This is a genomic window from Corynebacterium singulare, from assembly GCF_000833575.1.
GTDB classification, from domain to species: domain Bacteria; phylum Actinomycetota; class Actinomycetes; order Mycobacteriales; family Mycobacteriaceae; genus Corynebacterium; species Corynebacterium singulare.
Genome location: NZ_CP010827.1, coordinates 470,868 through 486,662, shown reverse-complemented (window position 1 = coordinate 486,662; position 15,795 = coordinate 470,868). Strand labels below are relative to the sequence as shown.

Sequence of the window (15,795 nt, the reverse complement as noted above, 5' to 3'; positions counted from 1 at the left end):
TGCTTATGCCTCCTGACCTGCGCGCTTGCGCAGCATCTGGGCCGGTGCGATCTCCTCGAGGGACTTGCCACGGCGTGCGGCAACTTCCTCCGGGCGAACCAGCTGCTTGAGGCCGTCCACGGTAGCGCGGACGACGTTGAGTGCATTGTCGGAGCCCAGGGACTTCGACAGAATGTCCTGCACGCCAGCGCACTCAAGCACCGGACGAGCAGCACCACCGGCGATGACACCAGTACCCGGAGCGGCCGGCTTCATCATGACGATGCCAGCTGCGTCGCGACCCTCAACCGGGTGGGTAATGGTGCCAGCAATCATCGGGACGCGGAAGAAGTTCTTACGAGCTTCCTCAGCACCCTTCTGGATTGCGGCCGGGACTTCCTTGGCCTTGCCGTAGCCGACGCCAACCATGCCCTGGCCGTCGCCGACGACGACGAGAGCGGTGAAGGACATGTTGCGGCCACCCTTAACGGTCTTGGAGACGCGGTTGATGGTCACAACGCGCTCGATGTACTTATCGCGCTCGTTGTCCTGCTGGTTGCGGCGGTCGTTACGACGGCCGTTGTTGCGACCCTTGCGGTCGTTGTTGTTCTCGGCGGAGCGTCCGCCGTCACGCTGTTCACGGTCCGACATTAGGCGTTCCTTCCGTTGATGTTTCCGTGTGCCTTAATCATTAGAACTGCAGACCACCTTCGCGGGCGGCGTCGGCCAGCGCAGCAACGCGGCCGTGGTACTTGTAGCCTGCACGGTCAAAGACGACCTTCTCGATGCCAGCGGCCTTGGCGCGCTCAGCGATGAGCTCGCCTACCTTGGCAGCCTTGGCCTTCTTGTCGCCCTCGAGTGCGCGCACGTCAGCTTCCATGGAGGACGCAGCGGCCAGGGTGTGGCCGGCCAAGTCGTCGATGACCTGGACGTGCATGTGGCGGGAGGAGCGGTGAAGAACCAGACGCGGTGCCTCAGGGGTGCCGCGGAGGGTCTTACGGATGCGGAAGTGGCGGCGTGCGCGTGCTTCACGACGACGCGAGGAAATGTCCTTGCCAACCGGGGTGCGCTTTGCGTTTTCAGTGTTAGCCATTGCTTACTTACCCGTCTTTCCGACCTTGCGGCGGACCTGCTCGCCGTCGTAGCGAATACCCTTGCCCTTGTAAGGATCGTCCTTACGCAGGCGGCGGATGTACGCGGCGACCTGTCCAACCAGTTGCTTGTCAATACCAGATACGGAGAGCTTGGTTGCGCCATCCACAGCGAAGGTAATGCCCTCCGGAGCCTTGATGAGGATCGGGTGGGAGTAGCCCAGAGAGAACTCCAGGTCCTTACCCTTCTGCTGGACACGGTAACCAACACCGAAGATTTCCATCTTCTTGGTGTAGCCCTCGGTCACGCCAACAACGGCGTTGTTGACCAGGGAACGGGCCAGACCGTGCAGAGCGCGGTTCTTGCGGTCGTCATCCGGACGGGAGACCTTGATCTCATCGTCCTCGACGGCAACGGTGATAGGCTCCGGCAGCTCAACGTCGAGGGTGCCCTTGGAACCCTTGACGTTGACAACCTGGCCGTTGATGGTGATGTCGACGCCCTTCGGGACGGCGATAGGTGCTAGACCGATACGAGACATGTGTCAATCCTCCCTTACCAGACGTAGGCGAGAACTTCTCCGCCTACACCCTTCTCCTGAGCCTGACGGTCGGTGAGCAGACCCTGAGACGTGGAGATGATAGCCACGCCCAGGCCCCCCAGAACCTGCGGCAGTTCGGTGGACTTTGCGTACACACGCAGACCCGGCTTAGACACGCGACGCAGACCCGACAGGGAACGCTCACGGTTGTTGTACTTAAGCTCGAGGGACAGCTCGCGGCCCTCGACGGAGTAGTCAGCGATGTAGCCTTCCTGCTTCAAGATCTCGGCGATGTTCGCCTTGATCTTGGAGGTCGGCATCGACACGGAGTCGTGGTGCGCATTACTTGCGTTGCGCACGCGCGACAGCATGTCGGCAATAGGATCAGTCATAGTCATATGAGTGACCTGTAACCTTTCTCGTTGCGGTTCCCATGCTCACCAAAGCGTTCTCCGTGTGATTTCGGGCTACTCACGCTCCCCACGGTCAATACCGTGAGGCGCTCGCCACCCTTTGATACAGACAACGGTCCGCTGTCTACGGCGAGGGGCCTACAACAAAGTAGATGTGTTCAATTCTTCCGGCTTGGCACATTTCCGCTGTTCGCGCACCATTTTCTCGGCGCGAGATGAGGAAAAATGCAAGTCCGTCGGCTTACTCTACCCGGCGACGTGCTGTTTTCCAAAACGCGTTAGCATTGATCGTTATGAATGAAGAACAAGACCCCATCCGCACGGCCCACCAATGGCTCGAGGAAGCCGCTGAACTTATCGGCGTCGCACCCGCGGACGCCACCGCCCTCGTGAAGGAGCTACTTGACCTCACCAAGGACGTGGCGCATACCCAATCCCGCCCGGCTGCTCCCCTCACGGCTTACCTCGTGGGCTTGGCGTCTAAAGACGTCGAGGAGGCTCGCGCTCACATCGCTACGCTAAAGGAGGCCCTCAACCGATGAGCGGGCGCATCAACGCCACCTTTGCCGTGACCAAGGTGCGCCTCGACGAGGACGGCCACGTCACCCAGGTCGATACCCGCGGCGATACCGTCGCCGGCGAGGAGCCGCTGGAGATTCGCGTTGGTGGCCAAACGCTCACCACAACAATGCGCACTCCCGGCCACGATGTCGAACTCACCCATGGTTTTCTCCACTCCGAGGGACACATTGACAAGGCCAGCGATATCCAGGAAGCACGGTACTGCGCCGGCGCCTCCGTGGATGGTCGCAACCCCTACAATCTGCTGGACGTGGAATTCACCAATCCCCACCCGATCGCGCTGACGGACCTGCGCCTGACTACCACGACCTCCGCCTGCGGCGTATGCGGTACGTCCTCTATTGAGGCGCTCATGAAGCAGACCCGCTATGAGATTCCGCGGGTGCCGGTGGATCCGGGGGTCGTCGCCAAGCTGCCCGACGCCCTCAAGCGGGAGCAGAAGCAGTTCCGCAAAACCGGTGGCATCCACGCTGCGGGGGCCTTTACCCTCGACGGCGAACCCGTCGTCGTCCGCGAAGACGTCGGCAGGCACAATGCGGCCGACAAGGTCATCGGCCACCTGCTCATGGAAGACATGCTCCCCGCCAGCGACCTCATCCTCGTGATGAGCTCGCGCGCCAGCTTCGAACTAGTAAACAAGGCCGCCATGGCCGGTTTCGGCATGCTCGTCGCGGTCTCCGCCGCCTCCTCGCTCGCAGTCGAAACCGCCCGCGAGACCGGAATGGCGCTGGTTGGCTTTGCCCGCGGGGACCGCTTCAATCTGTATTCGGGCGAGCTTAGTCGCGATACGCGTCCGGGCCAGAGTTAAGCCAGGCGTACACGCCACCAATAAGGAAGCCGCCGCCAATGAGGTTTCCGACCCACACGATGGACCAGTTGGTCAGCACCGCACCGAGGGTAAAGCCCTCCGGCAGCGGGCTGGAGCAGAAAAAGGTCAGCACCATCAGGCAGAAGTTCGCAATGACGTGCTCAAGACCCAAGCCCACGAAGCAGGCGATGATGGGCACGATGACGAAGAACTTGGACACGATGTCCTTGGCAAAGACCGCTCCCACAATGGCCATGTTGACCACAAAGTTAGCCAGGATGGCCTCGACGAACATACCGCCGGGGCCCTTCTCCAACTTGCCCATCGACAGTGTGGCGATGAGGTGATTCGGGTCAATATCGCCCAGCTTCGCCGACATACCCATAGCCGCTGCAAAGAGCGCTACGCCCACCAAGTTGAACACCGTAGTGACCACGAGCAGCCACAGGCCCTTGCCCCAGCCGACCTTCTTGTTCACTGCACCGTAAACCATGTACATCATGTTGCCGGTGGCTAGTTCCGCGCCAAGGACGACGATGGCAAACAGGCCCAGGCCGAACAAGCAGGCAAAGACCAGTGAGCCCATGCCTTCCATATGCTTCTCGACGCCCATTCCCAGCACCGCCGCGAACGCCGTACCGATGGCCAGGTACACGCCGGCCAATGTAGAACGCACCGCAAAGCGGGAAAAGGATTCATCGAGCAAGGTGATCTTTTTCGTTACCGCCGCTGCCGCAGCATCATTCAAGGACATCAAGTACCTCGCGCGATAGAGATTTCAAAGACCTTTGTATCGTACTCCTCCGCACGCGCCGCAGGTCAATCACTGACCTACAGTGAACAATTGCAATCATTTTTCACTTATGGAAGCCTTGTGGGATGGCATCCTTCCTGTCTGTCCAGCATCTCAGTTACGGCTACTCCGCCCGCGCTGAGATTGTTCGCGATATATCCTTCAACCTCGCCCCAGGGCTCACCGTCCTTCTCGGCGCAAATGGCGCGGGGAAAAGCACGCTCATGCAGCTCATCGCCGGTGAGCTACGCCCGCCGACAGGAACCATCTTCGTGGGCGGTGAAGACGTCCGCCGTTCCGACTCGTGGCGGCAACGTGTCGGCTGGGTTCCGCAACGCAATGCCTTTGATCCGGCGCAACGCGCAGTGGATTTCGTAGCAGACGTTGGCTGGCTGCGCGGACTAGACCGCGCGACAGCACGCCAGCACGCGGTCAATGCCTTGCGGATAATTGGCTTGGAGGACCACAGCACTACTCGCCTGCGCGCGATGTCCGGTGGAATGCAGCGCCGCGCCATGGTCGCGGCGGGCATTGTCCACGAGCCAGATGTACTGCTTCTCGACGAACCCACCGCGGGCCTCGACCCACACCACCGCTCCTCGCTTATCCGCGCACTGCGTGACATGGCCTCGAACGGCACCACTGTTCTCATGTCTACGCACGTCGCGGCTGATATGGACTCCGCCGATCGCGCGCTCATTCTTCATCGTGGGTGCATCGCAGCCGATTCTTCTGTTGCAGATTTCATCGAAAGGTACGGCTCCGTAGAACAAGGATTCTGCGCCGTCACCGAACAAGCTACCGATGGTACACAGGGAGGGGCTGCTTTGTGAGACACGTTCGCTTCATTCCTGTTGTACTCTTCACCGCACTGCTGAGTTTTGCCTCTGCGCGGGGCAGTAACGTCGCCGGTTCCTGGCCGGAGGCCACCGCAATCTGTGCGGTTGTCGCCGCGGCTACGGGCGTACTTCTCGCAAGTATTACTGCATGGGACGCAGGAAGCCAGGACGCTACGTTTCTGCGCTCCACATCCACCTCGCGCGCTCGCACAGCAGTACTCCTCGTCGGCCCGGCGTTGGCGTGGGGACTGGCCAGCATTCTTATCGGCTTCATGATCCTGGCAGGGTTTGTCTATACCGCACCCGTGGGCGGCTCGCCATGGTTCCTCGTCATCATCAGCAGCCTTGTGTGGGTTGTGCTGTGTGCGGTTCTCGGTGCGGGGTTGGGAGTCCTTGTCCGGCGCCGGATGCTCGCCGCGTTACTCGCAGCACTGCTCACGCTAGCTTTGTGCGTGGTATCGGCGTGTGCGGATTCCACACCGGCCTCCCTACGCTTTCTTTTCTTCCCCGGCAATGGGTACGAGCTGATCGCACGGCAGCCACGGGTGGCTTCGGTCGCAATTTCTGCCGTCATGGTAGCGGCCTTAAGCGCCTGTGTCCTTGCCGCACTGACACGCCACCACCCTGCCCCGCGTTACACCGCGCTGACTCTCCTCGCCATCATCACCGTCGCCGCTGTTGGCTCCGCCGCAGTGGGGTCCCAAGGTACGCGGGCACGGGACACCACGGAGGCGTCGGCAAGATGCACCCGGGATGCGAACACACAGCGATACTGCAGTTGGCCAGAAGACCACGCACTCGTCGTGGCTGCCGACGCGCACTGGCAGGAATTCACGCAGGTGCTTGTCGACGCCGGCCTTCCTCCCCTCACCGGCACATACGGTCAACCTGGCTCCGAGCACGCGACGGAGCTATCCCACACAGTGGCCAGCCCAGCGGCCCTGTACACGCGGGTTTATGAGGCTCAAGCTGCGGCGCTGCGCGCTCAGCGCCCCTGCGAAGAAACTTCTGCCTCCCGCAACGCACACCAGGTACTTTCGGACTGGGCCACGTATGCGTTCAGAACGGGGGACGACAGCTTTTCTACCCTCAGCGCACAGGGCACAACTACTCCTGCGCGCGCCTGGATTGAAAACGAGCTTTCGCACCGTTCGCCCGCGGAACAAGCCAGGGCTCTGGCTCCCTTTGTGCACACCATGCAGACGTGCGGCTCCGAGCTACCGCCACTGGAGGTTGAACGATGAGCCCTTACCTGACACTTCGCCGTTGGCCGGAGTTCTTCTTGATCCTCAGCCTGGGGGTGGTAACGCAGTTCCTGGATAACCTGGCCGTTCCACAGCTCTTCGGGGCGCCACTAAACCGTCCCGTATTCGTTTTCAATCTGCTGCCACTGCTCGTCGCAGGCTCCATACTGGCGTTGCTGAGCAGTTCGTGGGACGAGAGATACGAGGCCGCAAGCACCGCCCGTTCGCTGCGCAAGGAGAAAGCTACCTTGTTGGGCTCGGCCACCGCAGCGTGGACCGCTGTGTTCGGATTTGGATTGTTCATTGGGGTAGTACCGATTCATTCTGTATCCACGATCTTTTTTTGCCTCGCTGCGGTTGGCCTCGTACTAGCACTGCGTAGCCGCCTGAGCTCGAAGGCCTCTGCGGGAATCGCGCTCCCGTTGTCGCTGCTGGCACCCCTTTTCCCCTGGTACGTGGGCGAGACCACGCCGCTGGGCAATTCCCTCGGCCAAGGTATGTCTCCCATCGTTGCCATCGTGTGCGCCGCCCTCTTCGTGGCAGGCGCGGCTGCGTGGCTTCACCGACGGCACTAAAACCAAAAAATTCCCCCGGTCTCCTTTCGGAGTGCCGGGGGAATTCCTCAAACGCTATTTACTTGAACGGGAAGCCGAGCTCGCGCAGGAGCTTGCGGCCCTCCTCGTCGTTGGTAGCGGAGGTGACAACGGTGATGTCCATACCGCGCGGGCGGTCGACCTTGTCGATGTCGATCTCGTAGAACATGGTCTGCTCGGTGAGGCCGAAGGTGTAGTTGCCGTGGCCGTCGAACTGCTGGTCGGAGAGACCGCGGAAGTCGCGAATACGCGGCAGCGCGATGGTCAGCAGGCGGTCAAGGAACTCCCACATGCGGTCGCCGCGCAGGGTAACGCGTGCGCCGATGGGCATGCCCTCGCGGAGCTTGAAGTTAGCAATGGACTTCTTAGCGCGACGCAGCTGCGGCTTCTGGCCGGTGATCGCGGTGAGGTCCTCGAGTGCGCCGTTGATCAGCTTGGAGTCGCGGGCAGCGTCGCCCACACCCATATTGACAACGACCTTGGTGACGCCCGGAATCTGCATCACATTGTCGTACTTGAACTCTTCGTTGAGAGCCTTCTTGATTTCCTCGCGGTAGCGGGTCTTCAGACGCGGAGTGTAGTTCTCGCTCATGTTAGATGTCCTTCCCGTTGCTACGTGCGATGCGGACCTTCTTGCCGTTTTCATCGAAACGGTAGCCCACGCGGGTCGGGTTGCCCTCGGAGTCGACGATCGCAACGTTGGACACGTGGATCGGAGCTTCCTGGGTTACGATTCCGCCGGACTCGGCGCCACGCTCGGTAGCGGAGTTAGCAACGTGCTTCTTAACGCGGTTGACGCCCTCAACGAGGACCTTCTCACGCTTCGGGTATGCCTCGATGACCTTGCCCTTCGCGCCCTTGTCCGGGCCCGAAATAACAATCACCATATCGCCCTTATGAATCTTCATAAGACTAGATCACCTCCGGTGCGAGAGAAACGATCTTCATGAAGCGTTTGTCACGAAGCTCGCGAGCAACCGGGCCGAAGATGCGGGTACCGCGCGGCTCACTGTCGCCCTTAAGGATAACTGCGGCGTTTTCATCGAAAGCGATGTAGGAGCCGTCCGGACGACGGGTCTCCTTCTTGGCACGGACGATGACGGCCTTGACGACATCGCCTTCCTTCACGTTGCCACCCGGGGTGGCTTCCTTGACAGTGGCGACAACAATGTCACCAATGCCAGCGAAACGTCGTACGGAGCCGCCGAGAACGCGGATAACGAGGAGCTCTCGTGCACCGGAGTTGTCGGCGACGCGCAGACGCGATTCTTGCTGAATCACTATGGGTCTCCTGACCTGGATTAACGTGCGTCAAGATTTCCGTCCTTGACACACCTGGTCTACTTGCTTGTGTGGCATAGGTTGTGCGACGAACTCGCTGTTCACAGCGGTCGAAGGGTCTCGGTGTGGCGATTCGGAAACGCATCGCCCCGCACCGACCGGCCATATGCAACCCATACATTCAACCACGCCCTACCCTTCTTTCCCAAATCACGCGGCACCGACACAACACCTCTTCACTCGACCCTCACCCCCTCCCACCGCGCACGTATCGACCCCTGTATCGAACCCCATTGACAAGAGGCCAGACCTGCAAGGCGACTCACGCAGGGCGTCGCCAAGCAGTGCACATGCGCTTGGCGACGCCCACCTGCACCGTTCGGTTTTCACCTCTGCACTTTTAGCGCCTCGGGCCGCGCTGGAGATGCTCCCCGATTACCTTTTGAAAATATTCTGGGCGCGAGTTCAGTTGCTCCGGACTGAAGCGCAGGACAACAAAGCCCTTATTGAGAATGTCTTGCTGGCGGCGATGCTCAGCGAGAATCACTTCATCAATATCGCGGCGATATTTCACGTTGCCATCAATCTCGACGACGAGCCACCCATTAATAACAAGGTCTGCGCGATAGGTCCCGATCTCGTACTGGGCTTTCACCGAGCGCAGTTCTGGATAGTCGGCTGCGATAATCAGGGCACGCGCATAAGATTCCCACGGCGACTCCGCGGTATTGATACTCGCCGCCACCGCCTGACGCGCCGCAGCGACGCCTTTGACCCTGCCCATCGCGCCCAACTCTTCATCGATCCAGACTTTCCCAACGTTTCGCCCCCGCACCGCATCAACGGCAACAAGGCCCTCCTCGAATCCGTGGAAGCGCGCTATGTCCAGTGCAGTTCGCTCAAGGGACGTGACACGAATCCCATGAACAACGCTTTCTTTCCCACGCAGATCCGTGCGTCGGTAGCGCACATTCCTCGACTTAGCTCTTTGTGGCACAGAATTCGAGGGAAGCGTTGCCTCCCATTCTTGGGGAGGGACAATGAGGGGAATGCCGTGGATGAGGGCTGCCGTTTTCCCCACTAGCGTCGCCTTCGGCAGGGTTAGCCCTAGCGCATACGCCCGTGCAGCCTGCTGCTGCCAGGACTTGAGTTGCCTCCACTGAACCATCGGCAGTACGTAACACCAGGCGAGTTTCGCCACCTTGTCGGCATGCACTTTCTTCCACAGCGGATCACTGTTGGGCAAGGCGCGAAGATCAATAAGGTTCTGATCGAGGTAGGTAAAGAGTTGTTCATTGTTCATGCACAACTTTTAACCCACTCCCTGCACTTTCGCCACAGATGCACACGTGATGCATATGTGCAGACCTGGAAGCCGAACGGTGCAGGTGGGCTTCATCGCGCGGTGACGCAGCGCTTGACGACGACCTGCATGAGTCGACTTCCAGGTCTGGACACATGGAAATCCTTGCTGGACTGACAAGGCCCCGACGTATGCCGGGGCCGCGTGGCGATAACAGTTTAGGCGTTCGAGGCTGGGACGGCGGAGCTGCCCGCAGCTGAACCGGAGCCAGCCGACTCAGCAGCAGAAGCCGGTCGGGGGTCGACGGTGAGCAGGGCATCTCCGAAGGTGATGTCCTCCCCTGGGCGATACGCCGGCAGTACCGGTCCGGTTTTCTTGGAGTTGGACACCACAATCGGGGTGGTCACCGGATAGCCGGCGGCCTTGATGGCCTCGACATCGAACTCGCAGAGAAGATCACCAGCCTTGACTTCATCGCCCTTGGAGACATGCGCGGTGAAGTGCTCGCCTTTGAGGTTTACCGTGTCAAAGCCAATGTGCATGAGGATGTCCACGTTATTGCCATCAGCGTCCTTGCCGCGAACGGCATAAGCGTGCTTGGAGGGGAAGGTGACGGTGACCTTGCCATCAATCGGGGAGACGAGGCGCCCCTCGGTGGGCTCAATCGCCGCACCCGCGCCGAGCTTCCCAGCAGCAAACATCGGGTCTGAGACTGACTCCAAAGCGATGGCCTTTCCAGCCAGCGGGGAGGCCACACGGTAGGCATTCGGGTCCGCGGTGACGGCAGGAGCCGCGCTTGCCGACGCCCCACCAGCCCCCACCTCATCCGGATCAATCGAGCCGTTCTTGCCCCTGAGGTAATGGCCGTAGGCAAAGGCCACGCCGAAGGAGAGGATCAGGGAGACAAAGGCGCAGATGAAGAACTGCGTGTAATCCTCCGGGCGCATGGAGACGAAACCGATGAAGCCGGCGGCGCCGAGTGCGGTGGCTTTGACGTCGAAAAGCGCAATGAGCGTCGAAGCAATGGCTGAGGCTCCCATGCCAATGTAGAACGGCCAGCGTAGGCGCAAGTTCACGCCGAAGATGGCGGGCTCAGTAATACCGAAGAGCGCGGAGACGCCCGAGGCGCCGGAGAGGCCCTTGAGCTTCTCCGAGCGGGTGAGGAAGTACACCGCGAGGGCCACGCCGCCCTGTGCGATGTTGGCCATGGACGCCACTGCAAAGATAAAGGAGCCGCCCTCGTTCCACAGCATCGTCTCAATCGGCGGGAAGGACTGGTGAAGACCAGTGATGACGATGGGTGAGTAGAACAGACCGAAGATGAAACCGCCGACCGGTCCAGCAAAGGTGTAGAGGTCATTGAGGCCAGCACCGAGCATATCGCCGGCCGTGCGCAGCACCGGGCCCACCGCCATGAAGGTGATAAAACCGGTCACCAGGAGCGTGAGCAGCGGAGTGAGCAAGAAGTCCACCGTGCCCTTGAGGTGCTTGTGCAGGAATTTCTCAATCGTGGCCAGGATCCACGCGATGACCAAAATGGGCAGGATGGAGCCTTGGTAGCCTGCCTGCGCGACGTCGAGGCCGAAGATGTTCCAGTAGGACATCTCCCCTGCCTCGATGGTGGCAGCCACCTGGTAACCGTTGACCAGGTCCGGCATCACCATGGCCATGGCCATACCGGCGCCGAGGAACTCGTTACCGCCAAAGCGCTTGGTAGCGGTGAAGCCGACAAGAATGGGCAGGAAGGCAAAGGGGGCTGAGGCAAGCAGGTTAATAAGCCCGGCAACGTCCGCCATGGCAGGGAACATCTCGATGACTGACTGTTCGCCGAACAGCCCGTTGGCGGTCAACACGTTGTTGAGCGCCATAAGCAGACCGCCACCGACCAGAATCGGGATGAGCGGCACGAAGATGTCTGCAAGGATCTTCACCGCACGGGAGAACCAGTTGCCGGAATCCGCCGCGATATCCTTGAGCTTGACCGTTGAGACAGCGATGTCCTTGGTGGTCAAGTTGTTGAGCTGGTCAAAGACTATGTTGACATCGCCCGGCCCAACGATGACCTGGAACATGCCCCCAGCCTCAAAGATGCCTTTAAGGTCCGGATCGTTTTCCAACGCGGCCGTGTCGACCTTCTTGCTGTCTTTGAGCACCATGCGCAGGCGGGTGGCGCAGTGGGCAAGCGCCACAATGTTGTCTTCGCCACCGATGGCTGCGAGTGTCCGCGCCGCGACCTGTGAGTGATCCATAACGGCGTGCCTCCTACTGTGAAATGGATTAAATAGCGTCAGACTCCATTAGACACGCCATACCAACATAAAGCCAAGTAATCGGGCAAAAATGTAGGAAAACTCACCGTCCTACCGGACTTCCCAGCCTCGCCAGCGACTGTCCTCCGCACCAAAGACCGCAGACGCCGCCGCAATCCTTCCATCACCCGCAAAAACCTCCACCGCACAACCATCCGCAATAAGTTCCAGCGAACCAGCCGGACAGGGCACGACACGTTCGTCATCCCCCAAGGTCAACCCTAGCTCGCCAGAGCCATACTCAACACGGAAGGACTCAGCACCAGAGGAATCAACGAGTACGTACGTCCCCTCACCCCCAGTCAGCGTAGCCACCGAGCCGAACCCCTCACGTGCCGTCTTCTGTGGCACAGAAGCAAGGTCCCACAGCGGCTCCTGACGCAGCCAACCCTCTTCCAGCCAGACGCGCCGCGGCAGCGTCAGCGTGTGAACCCACCCCTCGGCAACCGTCGGAGTCTCATCTTGCGCGGGCAAGCCCATCCAGCCCAACATGATGGCTTCGCCCCCCTTATCCACCAGCTGCGGCGCGTAAAACTGGTGGCCATAGTCCAGCTCGCTGAAGCCACGCTCAACGTGGAACACCGTGCCCTCTAGGCGTCCCACGAGGTAGCCGCACTGGTCGGAGGAGGCGTAATGGGTGGCGTCGTCAAGCACAGGCTCCAAACCCTGAGGGCAGATGACGAGGACGGCTTTGTCTTCACCCGTGGCGCGGTCCTGCAGGGTAACAAGGTTAGGACACTCCCACATGTACCCACCCGGCACGAGGTCAGGGCTCAAGCCCAGCTCGGCCCTGGAAACATCGAAGGTGATAGGCCCCTGGTAGGACCACACCCCCAGATCCGTGGAACGGTAGAGCACCACGTGGCCAGTCTCATCGGAGGCCTGCGCACCGAGCACCATGCGCCAGCCCTGCGCGTCACGAGTAATCTGCGGGTCGCGGTAGTGCCCCGTGAAGCCTTCAGCCGGACCATCGATGAGGGGGTTCGCCTCATCGCGCTGGTAGATACCGCCTTCCGGGCCACCGGCCTCCACCACACGCACCCGATTCTGCGAGGGGATGCGCACGCCCCTGCGCTTGAGGTTACCGGTGTAGAACAGCCACACATCCTCGCCATCAACAACAGCGCCACCCGAATAGCAGCCATGCGCGTCATACTCACGCACCGGGTACAGCGCATCCGGGGCATGACGCCACGGCTGCGGGCTACTCACCGACCCCACTGCGTGCCCCCAACCGGTCTGTTTTGCCGCGTGCGGGAAATAGGGGTCGTGCTGGTAATAGACGTGCAGTGTATCGCCATCGAGGAAAATCCCGTTCGGGTCATTAAGGCGGCCGCTCGGCGGAGAGACGTGGAAATGCGGACGGTAATTCATGTCCTCGATATTATGGCGATTATGGACATTATGGTGTGTGGCGAAGGCCTCGTAGACCTTGTACCGCGCGAGCCTGGACGGCTGGCGGATTTACAACCGGCGTTAGGAGGCGGCCCCTTCAACGTCGCGGTAGCGGCGGGGCGTCTGGGCGCTGACGTGGGCTTCCAGTCGCGGTTGTCCACCGACGCCTTCGGGTGTGCGCTGGTGGATCATCTCACTAACCAAGGAGTTGATACTTCCCTCGTGCAGCGCGGCGACGAGCCCACAACCTTGGCGGTCTGCAGCATCGCGGAGGATGGCTCGGCCACCTACTCCTTCTATACGGAGGGCACAGCGGACCGTGCCGTGGAGCCTGTGCTTGTCGACGTCCCCTGGGCCTGCTTCGGCACCGTCTCCCTCGCCCTCGAGCCGGGCGCGTCCCGCTACGCGGCGCTGCTCAAGGAACTCGCGCAGCGTGGCACAAAGGTAGCGCTGGACCCTAATATTCGCCCCTTCTTCGCCACCGAGAAGCACCGCGAATTTCTCCTGTCGCTGCTCCCGCACGTGACTCTGCTCAAGCTCAGCGAGGAGGAAGTTGAATTCCTCGGGGCCGAGGCCCTCGAGGAAGTGCCAGTTGTGGTTACTACGCGCGGCGGTGAGGGCCTGAGCGTACGCACAAGCTCGGTGTCGGTGCAGGCTCCGCCGGTAGTCGTCGACGTTGCCGATACCATCGGCGCTGGGGACACCGTCATGGCCGCGTTGCTCTCGCAGTTGGTTGACAAGGATCCGGCGGCGTTGACAGAAACAGAATGGCAGCGCGTGCTCCACTTTGCGGCCACTGCCGCTGCCATCACTGTCTCCCGCACCGGCGCGCAGCCGCCCACCCGCACCGAGGTGGAGGCGAAACTGTGACTTATCCGCTGCGCACGGGCGCGCTCCACGGCCTGCTCTTCATCCTGTCTATTGGGTGTTTCGTGCTTCCCGTCATTGCCGGCACAGGGGCGCTGCTTAGCGTTCCGATTGCCGCAGGGCTATCGGCACTACTGGCGGTGCTCATGCTCATCGATTGCTCCTACCACGCCTTCTCCCCCGCCCAGCGCGCCACCCGCGGACTGCGGATGGTGTCTGCGCTCGCAGCAGTGGCGCTCATCGCGGGTTGGGTGCTGTGGCTGATGATTTACAACACCTTTGACAAGCCGATGGGCACCGAATATCGGCTCGGCACCTTCCTGCTGGCGGTGGGTACGGTGCTTACTGCCTTTGGTGCCGCCATTGCGCTCACCCACCACCGAGCGCGCGACGCTGGGCGCTAGAGAACGTCACCAGACTTCTTCGCCAGCACGCGGGACTTGGGCCCCGGCGTTCCAGTGTCTGGGCCGCGATCCTCATGGGGATAGTTAAACTCGATATGCGCCGAATCCGAAAAGACCTCTGTGTAGAGTTCACGGGCTTGCTCCGCCGGGTCGAGAGACGGGGCCTCCTGGCTCGTGGAGGGGGCGGCATCACGTGAAAGCTCAGGGTCCTGGCTAGAGCAACCGACAAGGGACACCACGGCCGCCGTCGAGGGAGCGAGGGATGAGCGAGAGAGCATAGCAGAGAGCGCCTTTCTCATAGCCAACCCTATGAACGGGAGCAGTACGCGCTGCGGCCATGACATCCCACGGGAAGCATTCTCGGCATAAAAATAACCCCCACGCGCTGCGTGGGGGTTACCTGTGGCGGGAAAGCTAGATTTTACTTAGCCTTCTCCACGATCTCGACGAGACGGAAGTGCTTGTCCTTCGACAGCGGGCGGGTCTCGGCGATGAGAACGCGGTCGCCGATGCCGGCGGTGTTCTCCTCATCGTGCGCCTTAACCTTCTTGTTAGAACGCATGATCTTGCCGTAGAGGGCGTGCTGCTTGCGGTCCTCGAGCTCGACAACGATGGTCTTGTCCATCTTGTCGGAGACAACGATGCCGGTGCGGGTCTTGCGAGCGCCCTTTTCCTTCTTAGTGTTCACGTTTGCCTCACTCATGATTAAGCCTCAGCTCCCGGAGCAACGGACAGGCCCAGCTCGCGCTCGCGCAGAACGGTGTAGATGCGGGCAATGTCGCGCTTAACCGTGCCGATGCGGCGGTTGTTGGTCAGCTGGCCGGTGGCCTTCTGGAAACGAAGGTTGAAGAGCTCTTCCTTCGCGTCCTTCAGGCGGGTTTCCAGCTCAGCATTGTCGAGCTCACGGAACTCGTGGGCGGGGGTACCGGTAGCCATTAGAACTGGTCCTCCTTCTTGATGATGCGGACCTTGCACGGAAGCTTCTGACCAGCGCGGCGCAGGGCCTCGATGGCGGTTTCCTCGTTCGGGTAGGTCATCTCGAAGAGGACGCGGCCCGGCTTGACGTTGGCAACCCACTTCTCGACGGGGCCCTTACCGGAACCCATACGAACACCGAGAGGCTTCTGGGTCAGCGGACGGTCCGGGAAAATGTTAATCCAGACCTTACCGCCACGCTTGACGTGGCGGTTGATGGCAATACGTGCGGCCTCAATCTGGCGGTTGGTGATGTACGCCGGCTCGAGAGCCTGGATGGCGTAGTCACCGAAGTTGATGCGGTTACCGCCCTTGGACACACCCGAGCGGCTCGGGCGGTGCTGACGGCGGTACTTAACACGCTTAGGAATCAGCAT

General features: G+C 60.9%; 22 protein-coding genes. 7 read left to right on the top strand and 15 right to left on the bottom strand.

The window, feature by feature from the left end; genetic code table 11:
• Window positions 1-3: 3 nt before the first annotated feature.
• Genes rpsE through rpsH form a run of 4 tightly spaced genes read right to left on the bottom strand, consistent with a single transcriptional unit; the run spans window position 4 to window position 2,010 of the window.
• Window positions 4-630, bottom strand: a complete 627-nt coding sequence (rpsE, locus tag CSING_RS02285; RefSeq protein WP_042529337.1) for a 30S ribosomal protein S5 — start codon at window positions 628-630, stop codon at window positions 4-6.
• A gap of 40 nt (window positions 631-670) precedes the next feature.
• A complete protein-coding gene (rplR, locus tag CSING_RS02280) occupies window positions 671-1,072 on the bottom strand; it encodes a 50S ribosomal protein L18 (protein ID WP_042529335.1) in 402 nt (133 codons plus the stop codon).
• A 3-nt stretch (window positions 1,073-1,075) separates the two neighbouring features.
• Complete coding sequence (gene rplF / locus CSING_RS02275; protein WP_042529333.1) at window positions 1,076-1,612, bottom strand: 50S ribosomal protein L6; 537 nt, start codon at window positions 1,610-1,612, stop codon at window positions 1,076-1,078.
• A 14-nt stretch (window positions 1,613-1,626) separates the two neighbouring features.
• Window positions 1,627-2,010 (bottom strand): 30S ribosomal protein S8, encoded by a 384-nt coding sequence (rpsH, locus tag CSING_RS02270; protein ID WP_042529331.1) that lies wholly within the window; start codon window positions 2,008-2,010, stop codon window positions 1,627-1,629.
• Between the two features lie 308 nt (window positions 2,011-2,318).
• Here rpsH and CSING_RS02265 point away from each other — a divergent pair, with 308 nt between their 5' ends.
• Both CSING_RS02265 and fdhD read left to right on the top strand, forming a co-directional pair.
• Window positions 2,319-2,567, top strand: coding sequence for a DUF6457 domain-containing protein (locus CSING_RS02265; protein WP_042529329.1), 249 nt, complete (start codon window positions 2,319-2,321; stop codon window positions 2,565-2,567).
• Window positions 2,564-3,415, top strand: coding sequence for a formate dehydrogenase accessory sulfurtransferase FdhD (gene fdhD / locus CSING_RS02260; protein ID WP_042529328.1), 852 nt, complete (start codon window positions 2,564-2,566; stop codon window positions 3,413-3,415). Before CSING_RS02265 ends, fdhD begins: the two co-directional genes overlap by 4 nt.
• On the opposite strand, the gene CSING_RS02255 is transcribed toward fdhD, so the two are convergent.
• On the bottom strand, window positions 3,384-4,169 hold the full coding sequence (locus CSING_RS02255) for a formate/nitrite transporter family protein (protein WP_042529326.1): 786 nt from the start codon (window positions 4,167-4,169) through the stop codon (window positions 3,384-3,386). The genes fdhD and CSING_RS02255 overlap by 32 nt on opposite strands.
• Window positions 4,170-4,294: 125 nt before the next feature.
• On the opposite strand from CSING_RS02255, the gene CSING_RS02250 reads away from it, so the two are divergent.
• Genes CSING_RS02250 through CSING_RS02240 form a run of 3 tightly spaced genes read left to right on the top strand, consistent with a single transcriptional unit; the run spans window position 4,295 to window position 6,866 of the window.
• Entirely contained in the window at window positions 4,295-5,041 is a 747-nt protein-coding gene (locus CSING_RS02250; RefSeq protein WP_042529324.1) for an ABC transporter ATP-binding protein, read from the top strand.
• Window positions 5,038-6,291 (top strand): hypothetical protein, encoded by a 1,254-nt coding sequence (locus CSING_RS02245; RefSeq protein ID WP_042529322.1) that lies wholly within the window; start codon window positions 5,038-5,040, stop codon window positions 6,289-6,291. The genes CSING_RS02250 and CSING_RS02245 overlap by 4 nt, the downstream gene beginning before the upstream one ends.
• Window positions 6,288-6,866 carry a hypothetical protein gene (locus tag CSING_RS02240; RefSeq protein WP_042529320.1) on the top strand — a complete coding sequence of 193 codons (579 nt, stop codon included), beginning with the start codon at window positions 6,288-6,290 and terminating at the stop codon, window positions 6,864-6,866. The genes CSING_RS02245 and CSING_RS02240 overlap by 4 nt, the downstream gene beginning before the upstream one ends.
• Window positions 6,867-6,924: 58 nt before the next feature.
• Here CSING_RS02240 and rplE read toward each other — a convergent pair whose 3' ends face one another.
• The 6 genes from rplE to CSING_RS02210 form a co-directional block, all read right to left on the bottom strand.
• Complete coding sequence (gene rplE, locus CSING_RS02235; protein ID WP_042529318.1) at window positions 6,925-7,476, bottom strand: 50S ribosomal protein L5; 552 nt, start codon at window positions 7,474-7,476, stop codon at window positions 6,925-6,927.
• 1 nt (window position 7,477) lies between these two features.
• Window positions 7,478-7,792 (bottom strand): 50S ribosomal protein L24, encoded by a 315-nt coding sequence (gene rplX, locus CSING_RS02230; RefSeq protein ID WP_042529316.1) that lies wholly within the window; start codon window positions 7,790-7,792, stop codon window positions 7,478-7,480.
• Window positions 7,793-7,796: 4 nt separating this feature from the next.
• The gene (gene rplN / locus CSING_RS02225) at window positions 7,797-8,165 is read right to left on the bottom strand and encodes a 50S ribosomal protein L14 (RefSeq protein WP_042529314.1); all 369 of its coding nucleotides are present in this window, start codon (window positions 8,163-8,165) and stop codon (window positions 7,797-7,799) included.
• A 400-nt stretch (window positions 8,166-8,565) separates the two neighbouring features.
• Window positions 8,566-9,468 (bottom strand): DUF559 domain-containing protein, encoded by a 903-nt coding sequence (locus CSING_RS02220; RefSeq protein ID WP_042529312.1) that lies wholly within the window; start codon window positions 9,466-9,468, stop codon window positions 8,566-8,568.
• A gap of 218 nt (window positions 9,469-9,686) precedes the next feature.
• Complete coding sequence (locus CSING_RS02215; RefSeq protein WP_042529310.1) at window positions 9,687-11,717, bottom strand: sucrose-specific PTS transporter subunit IIBC; 2,031 nt, start codon at window positions 11,715-11,717, stop codon at window positions 9,687-9,689.
• Window positions 11,718-11,828: 111 nt separating this feature from the next.
• Window positions 11,829-13,151 carry a glycoside hydrolase family 32 protein gene (locus CSING_RS02210; protein ID WP_042529309.1) on the bottom strand — a complete coding sequence of 441 codons (1,323 nt, stop codon included), beginning with the start codon at window positions 13,149-13,151 and terminating at the stop codon, window positions 11,829-11,831.
• A gap of 21 nt (window positions 13,152-13,172) precedes the next feature.
• On the opposite strand from CSING_RS02210, the gene CSING_RS02205 reads away from it, so the two are divergent.
• Together CSING_RS02205 and CSING_RS02200 are read left to right on the top strand one after the other, a co-directional pair.
• Window positions 13,173-14,042 carry a carbohydrate kinase family protein gene (locus CSING_RS02205; RefSeq protein ID WP_042533044.1) on the top strand — a complete coding sequence of 290 codons (870 nt, stop codon included), beginning with the start codon at window positions 13,173-13,175 and terminating at the stop codon, window positions 14,040-14,042.
• Entirely contained in the window at window positions 14,039-14,443 is a 405-nt protein-coding gene (locus CSING_RS02200) for a hypothetical protein (protein ID WP_042529307.1), read from the top strand. Before CSING_RS02205 ends, CSING_RS02200 begins: the two co-directional genes overlap by 4 nt.
• Here the strand turns inward: CSING_RS02200 and CSING_RS02195 are convergent.
• The 4 genes from CSING_RS02195 to rplP form a co-directional block, all read right to left on the bottom strand.
• Window positions 14,440-14,721, bottom strand: coding sequence for a hypothetical protein (locus CSING_RS02195; protein WP_042529304.1), 282 nt, complete (start codon window positions 14,719-14,721; stop codon window positions 14,440-14,442). The two genes, CSING_RS02200 and CSING_RS02195, sit on opposite strands and share 4 nt — an antisense overlap.
• 143 nt (window positions 14,722-14,864) lie before the next feature.
• Window positions 14,865-15,146 carry a 30S ribosomal protein S17 gene (gene rpsQ / locus CSING_RS02190; protein WP_042529302.1) on the bottom strand — a complete coding sequence of 94 codons (282 nt, stop codon included), beginning with the start codon at window positions 15,144-15,146 and terminating at the stop codon, window positions 14,865-14,867.
• 2 nt (window positions 15,147-15,148) lie between these two features.
• The gene (rpmC, locus tag CSING_RS02185) at window positions 15,149-15,379 is read right to left on the bottom strand and encodes a 50S ribosomal protein L29 (RefSeq protein WP_005276944.1); all 231 of its coding nucleotides are present in this window, start codon (window positions 15,377-15,379) and stop codon (window positions 15,149-15,151) included.
• A complete protein-coding gene (rplP, locus tag CSING_RS02180) occupies window positions 15,379-15,795 on the bottom strand; it encodes a 50S ribosomal protein L16 (protein ID WP_039673713.1) in 417 nt (138 codons plus the stop codon). The genes rpmC and rplP overlap by 1 nt, the downstream gene beginning before the upstream one ends.

Bases quoted from the DNA above. Each gene is read 5' to 3' on its own strand.
- rpsE (WP_042529337.1), bottom strand. From the start codon at position 630: ATGTCGGACCGTGAACAGCGTGACGGCGGACGCTCCGCCGAGAACAAC.
- rplR (WP_042529335.1), bottom strand. From the start codon at position 1,072: ATGGCTAACACTGAAAACGCAAAGCGCACCCCGGTTGGCAAGGACATT.
- rplF (WP_042529333.1), bottom strand. From the start codon at position 1,612: ATGTCTCGTATCGGTCTAGCACCTATCGCCGTCCCGAAGGGCGTCGAC.
- rpsH (WP_042529331.1), bottom strand. From the start codon at position 2,010: ATGACTATGACTGATCCTATTGCCGACATGCTGTCGCGCGTGCGCAAC.
- CSING_RS02265 (WP_042529329.1), top strand. From the start codon at position 2,319: ATGAATGAAGAACAAGACCCCATCCGCACGGCCCACCAATGGCTCGAG.
- fdhD (WP_042529328.1), top strand. From the start codon at position 2,564: ATGAGCGGGCGCATCAACGCCACCTTTGCCGTGACCAAGGTGCGCCTC.
- CSING_RS02255 (WP_042529326.1), bottom strand. From the start codon at position 4,169: ATGTCCTTGAATGATGCTGCGGCAGCGGCGGTAACGAAAAAGATCACC.
- CSING_RS02250 (WP_042529324.1), top strand. From the start codon at position 4,295: ATGGCATCCTTCCTGTCTGTCCAGCATCTCAGTTACGGCTACTCCGCC.
- CSING_RS02240 (WP_042529320.1), top strand. From the start codon at position 6,288: ATGAGCCCTTACCTGACACTTCGCCGTTGGCCGGAGTTCTTCTTGATC.
- rplE (WP_042529318.1), bottom strand. From the start codon at position 7,476: ATGAGCGAGAACTACACTCCGCGTCTGAAGACCCGCTACCGCGAGGAA.
- rplX (WP_042529316.1), bottom strand. From the start codon at position 7,792: ATGAAGATTCATAAGGGCGATATGGTGATTGTTATTTCGGGCCCGGAC.
- CSING_RS02220 (WP_042529312.1), bottom strand. From the start codon at position 9,468: ATGAACAATGAACAACTCTTTACCTACCTCGATCAGAACCTTATTGAT.
- CSING_RS02215 (WP_042529310.1), bottom strand. From the start codon at position 11,717: ATGGATCACTCACAGGTCGCGGCGCGGACACTCGCAGCCATCGGTGGC.
- CSING_RS02210 (WP_042529309.1), bottom strand. From the start codon at position 13,151: ATGAATTACCGTCCGCATTTCCACGTCTCTCCGCCGAGCGGCCGCCTT.
- CSING_RS02205 (WP_042533044.1), top strand. From the start codon at position 13,173: ATGGACATTATGGTGTGTGGCGAAGGCCTCGTAGACCTTGTACCGCGC.
- CSING_RS02195 (WP_042529304.1), bottom strand. From the start codon at position 14,721: ATGCTCTCTCGCTCATCCCTCGCTCCCTCGACGGCGGCCGTGGTGTCC.
- rpsQ (WP_042529302.1), bottom strand. From the start codon at position 15,146: ATGAGTGAGGCAAACGTGAACACTAAGAAGGAAAAGGGCGCTCGCAAG.
- rpmC (WP_005276944.1), bottom strand. From the start codon at position 15,379: ATGGCTACCGGTACCCCCGCCCACGAGTTCCGTGAGCTCGACAATGCT.
- rplP (WP_039673713.1), bottom strand. From the start codon at position 15,795: ATGCTGATTCCTAAGCGTGTTAAGTACCGCCGTCAGCACCGCCCGAGC.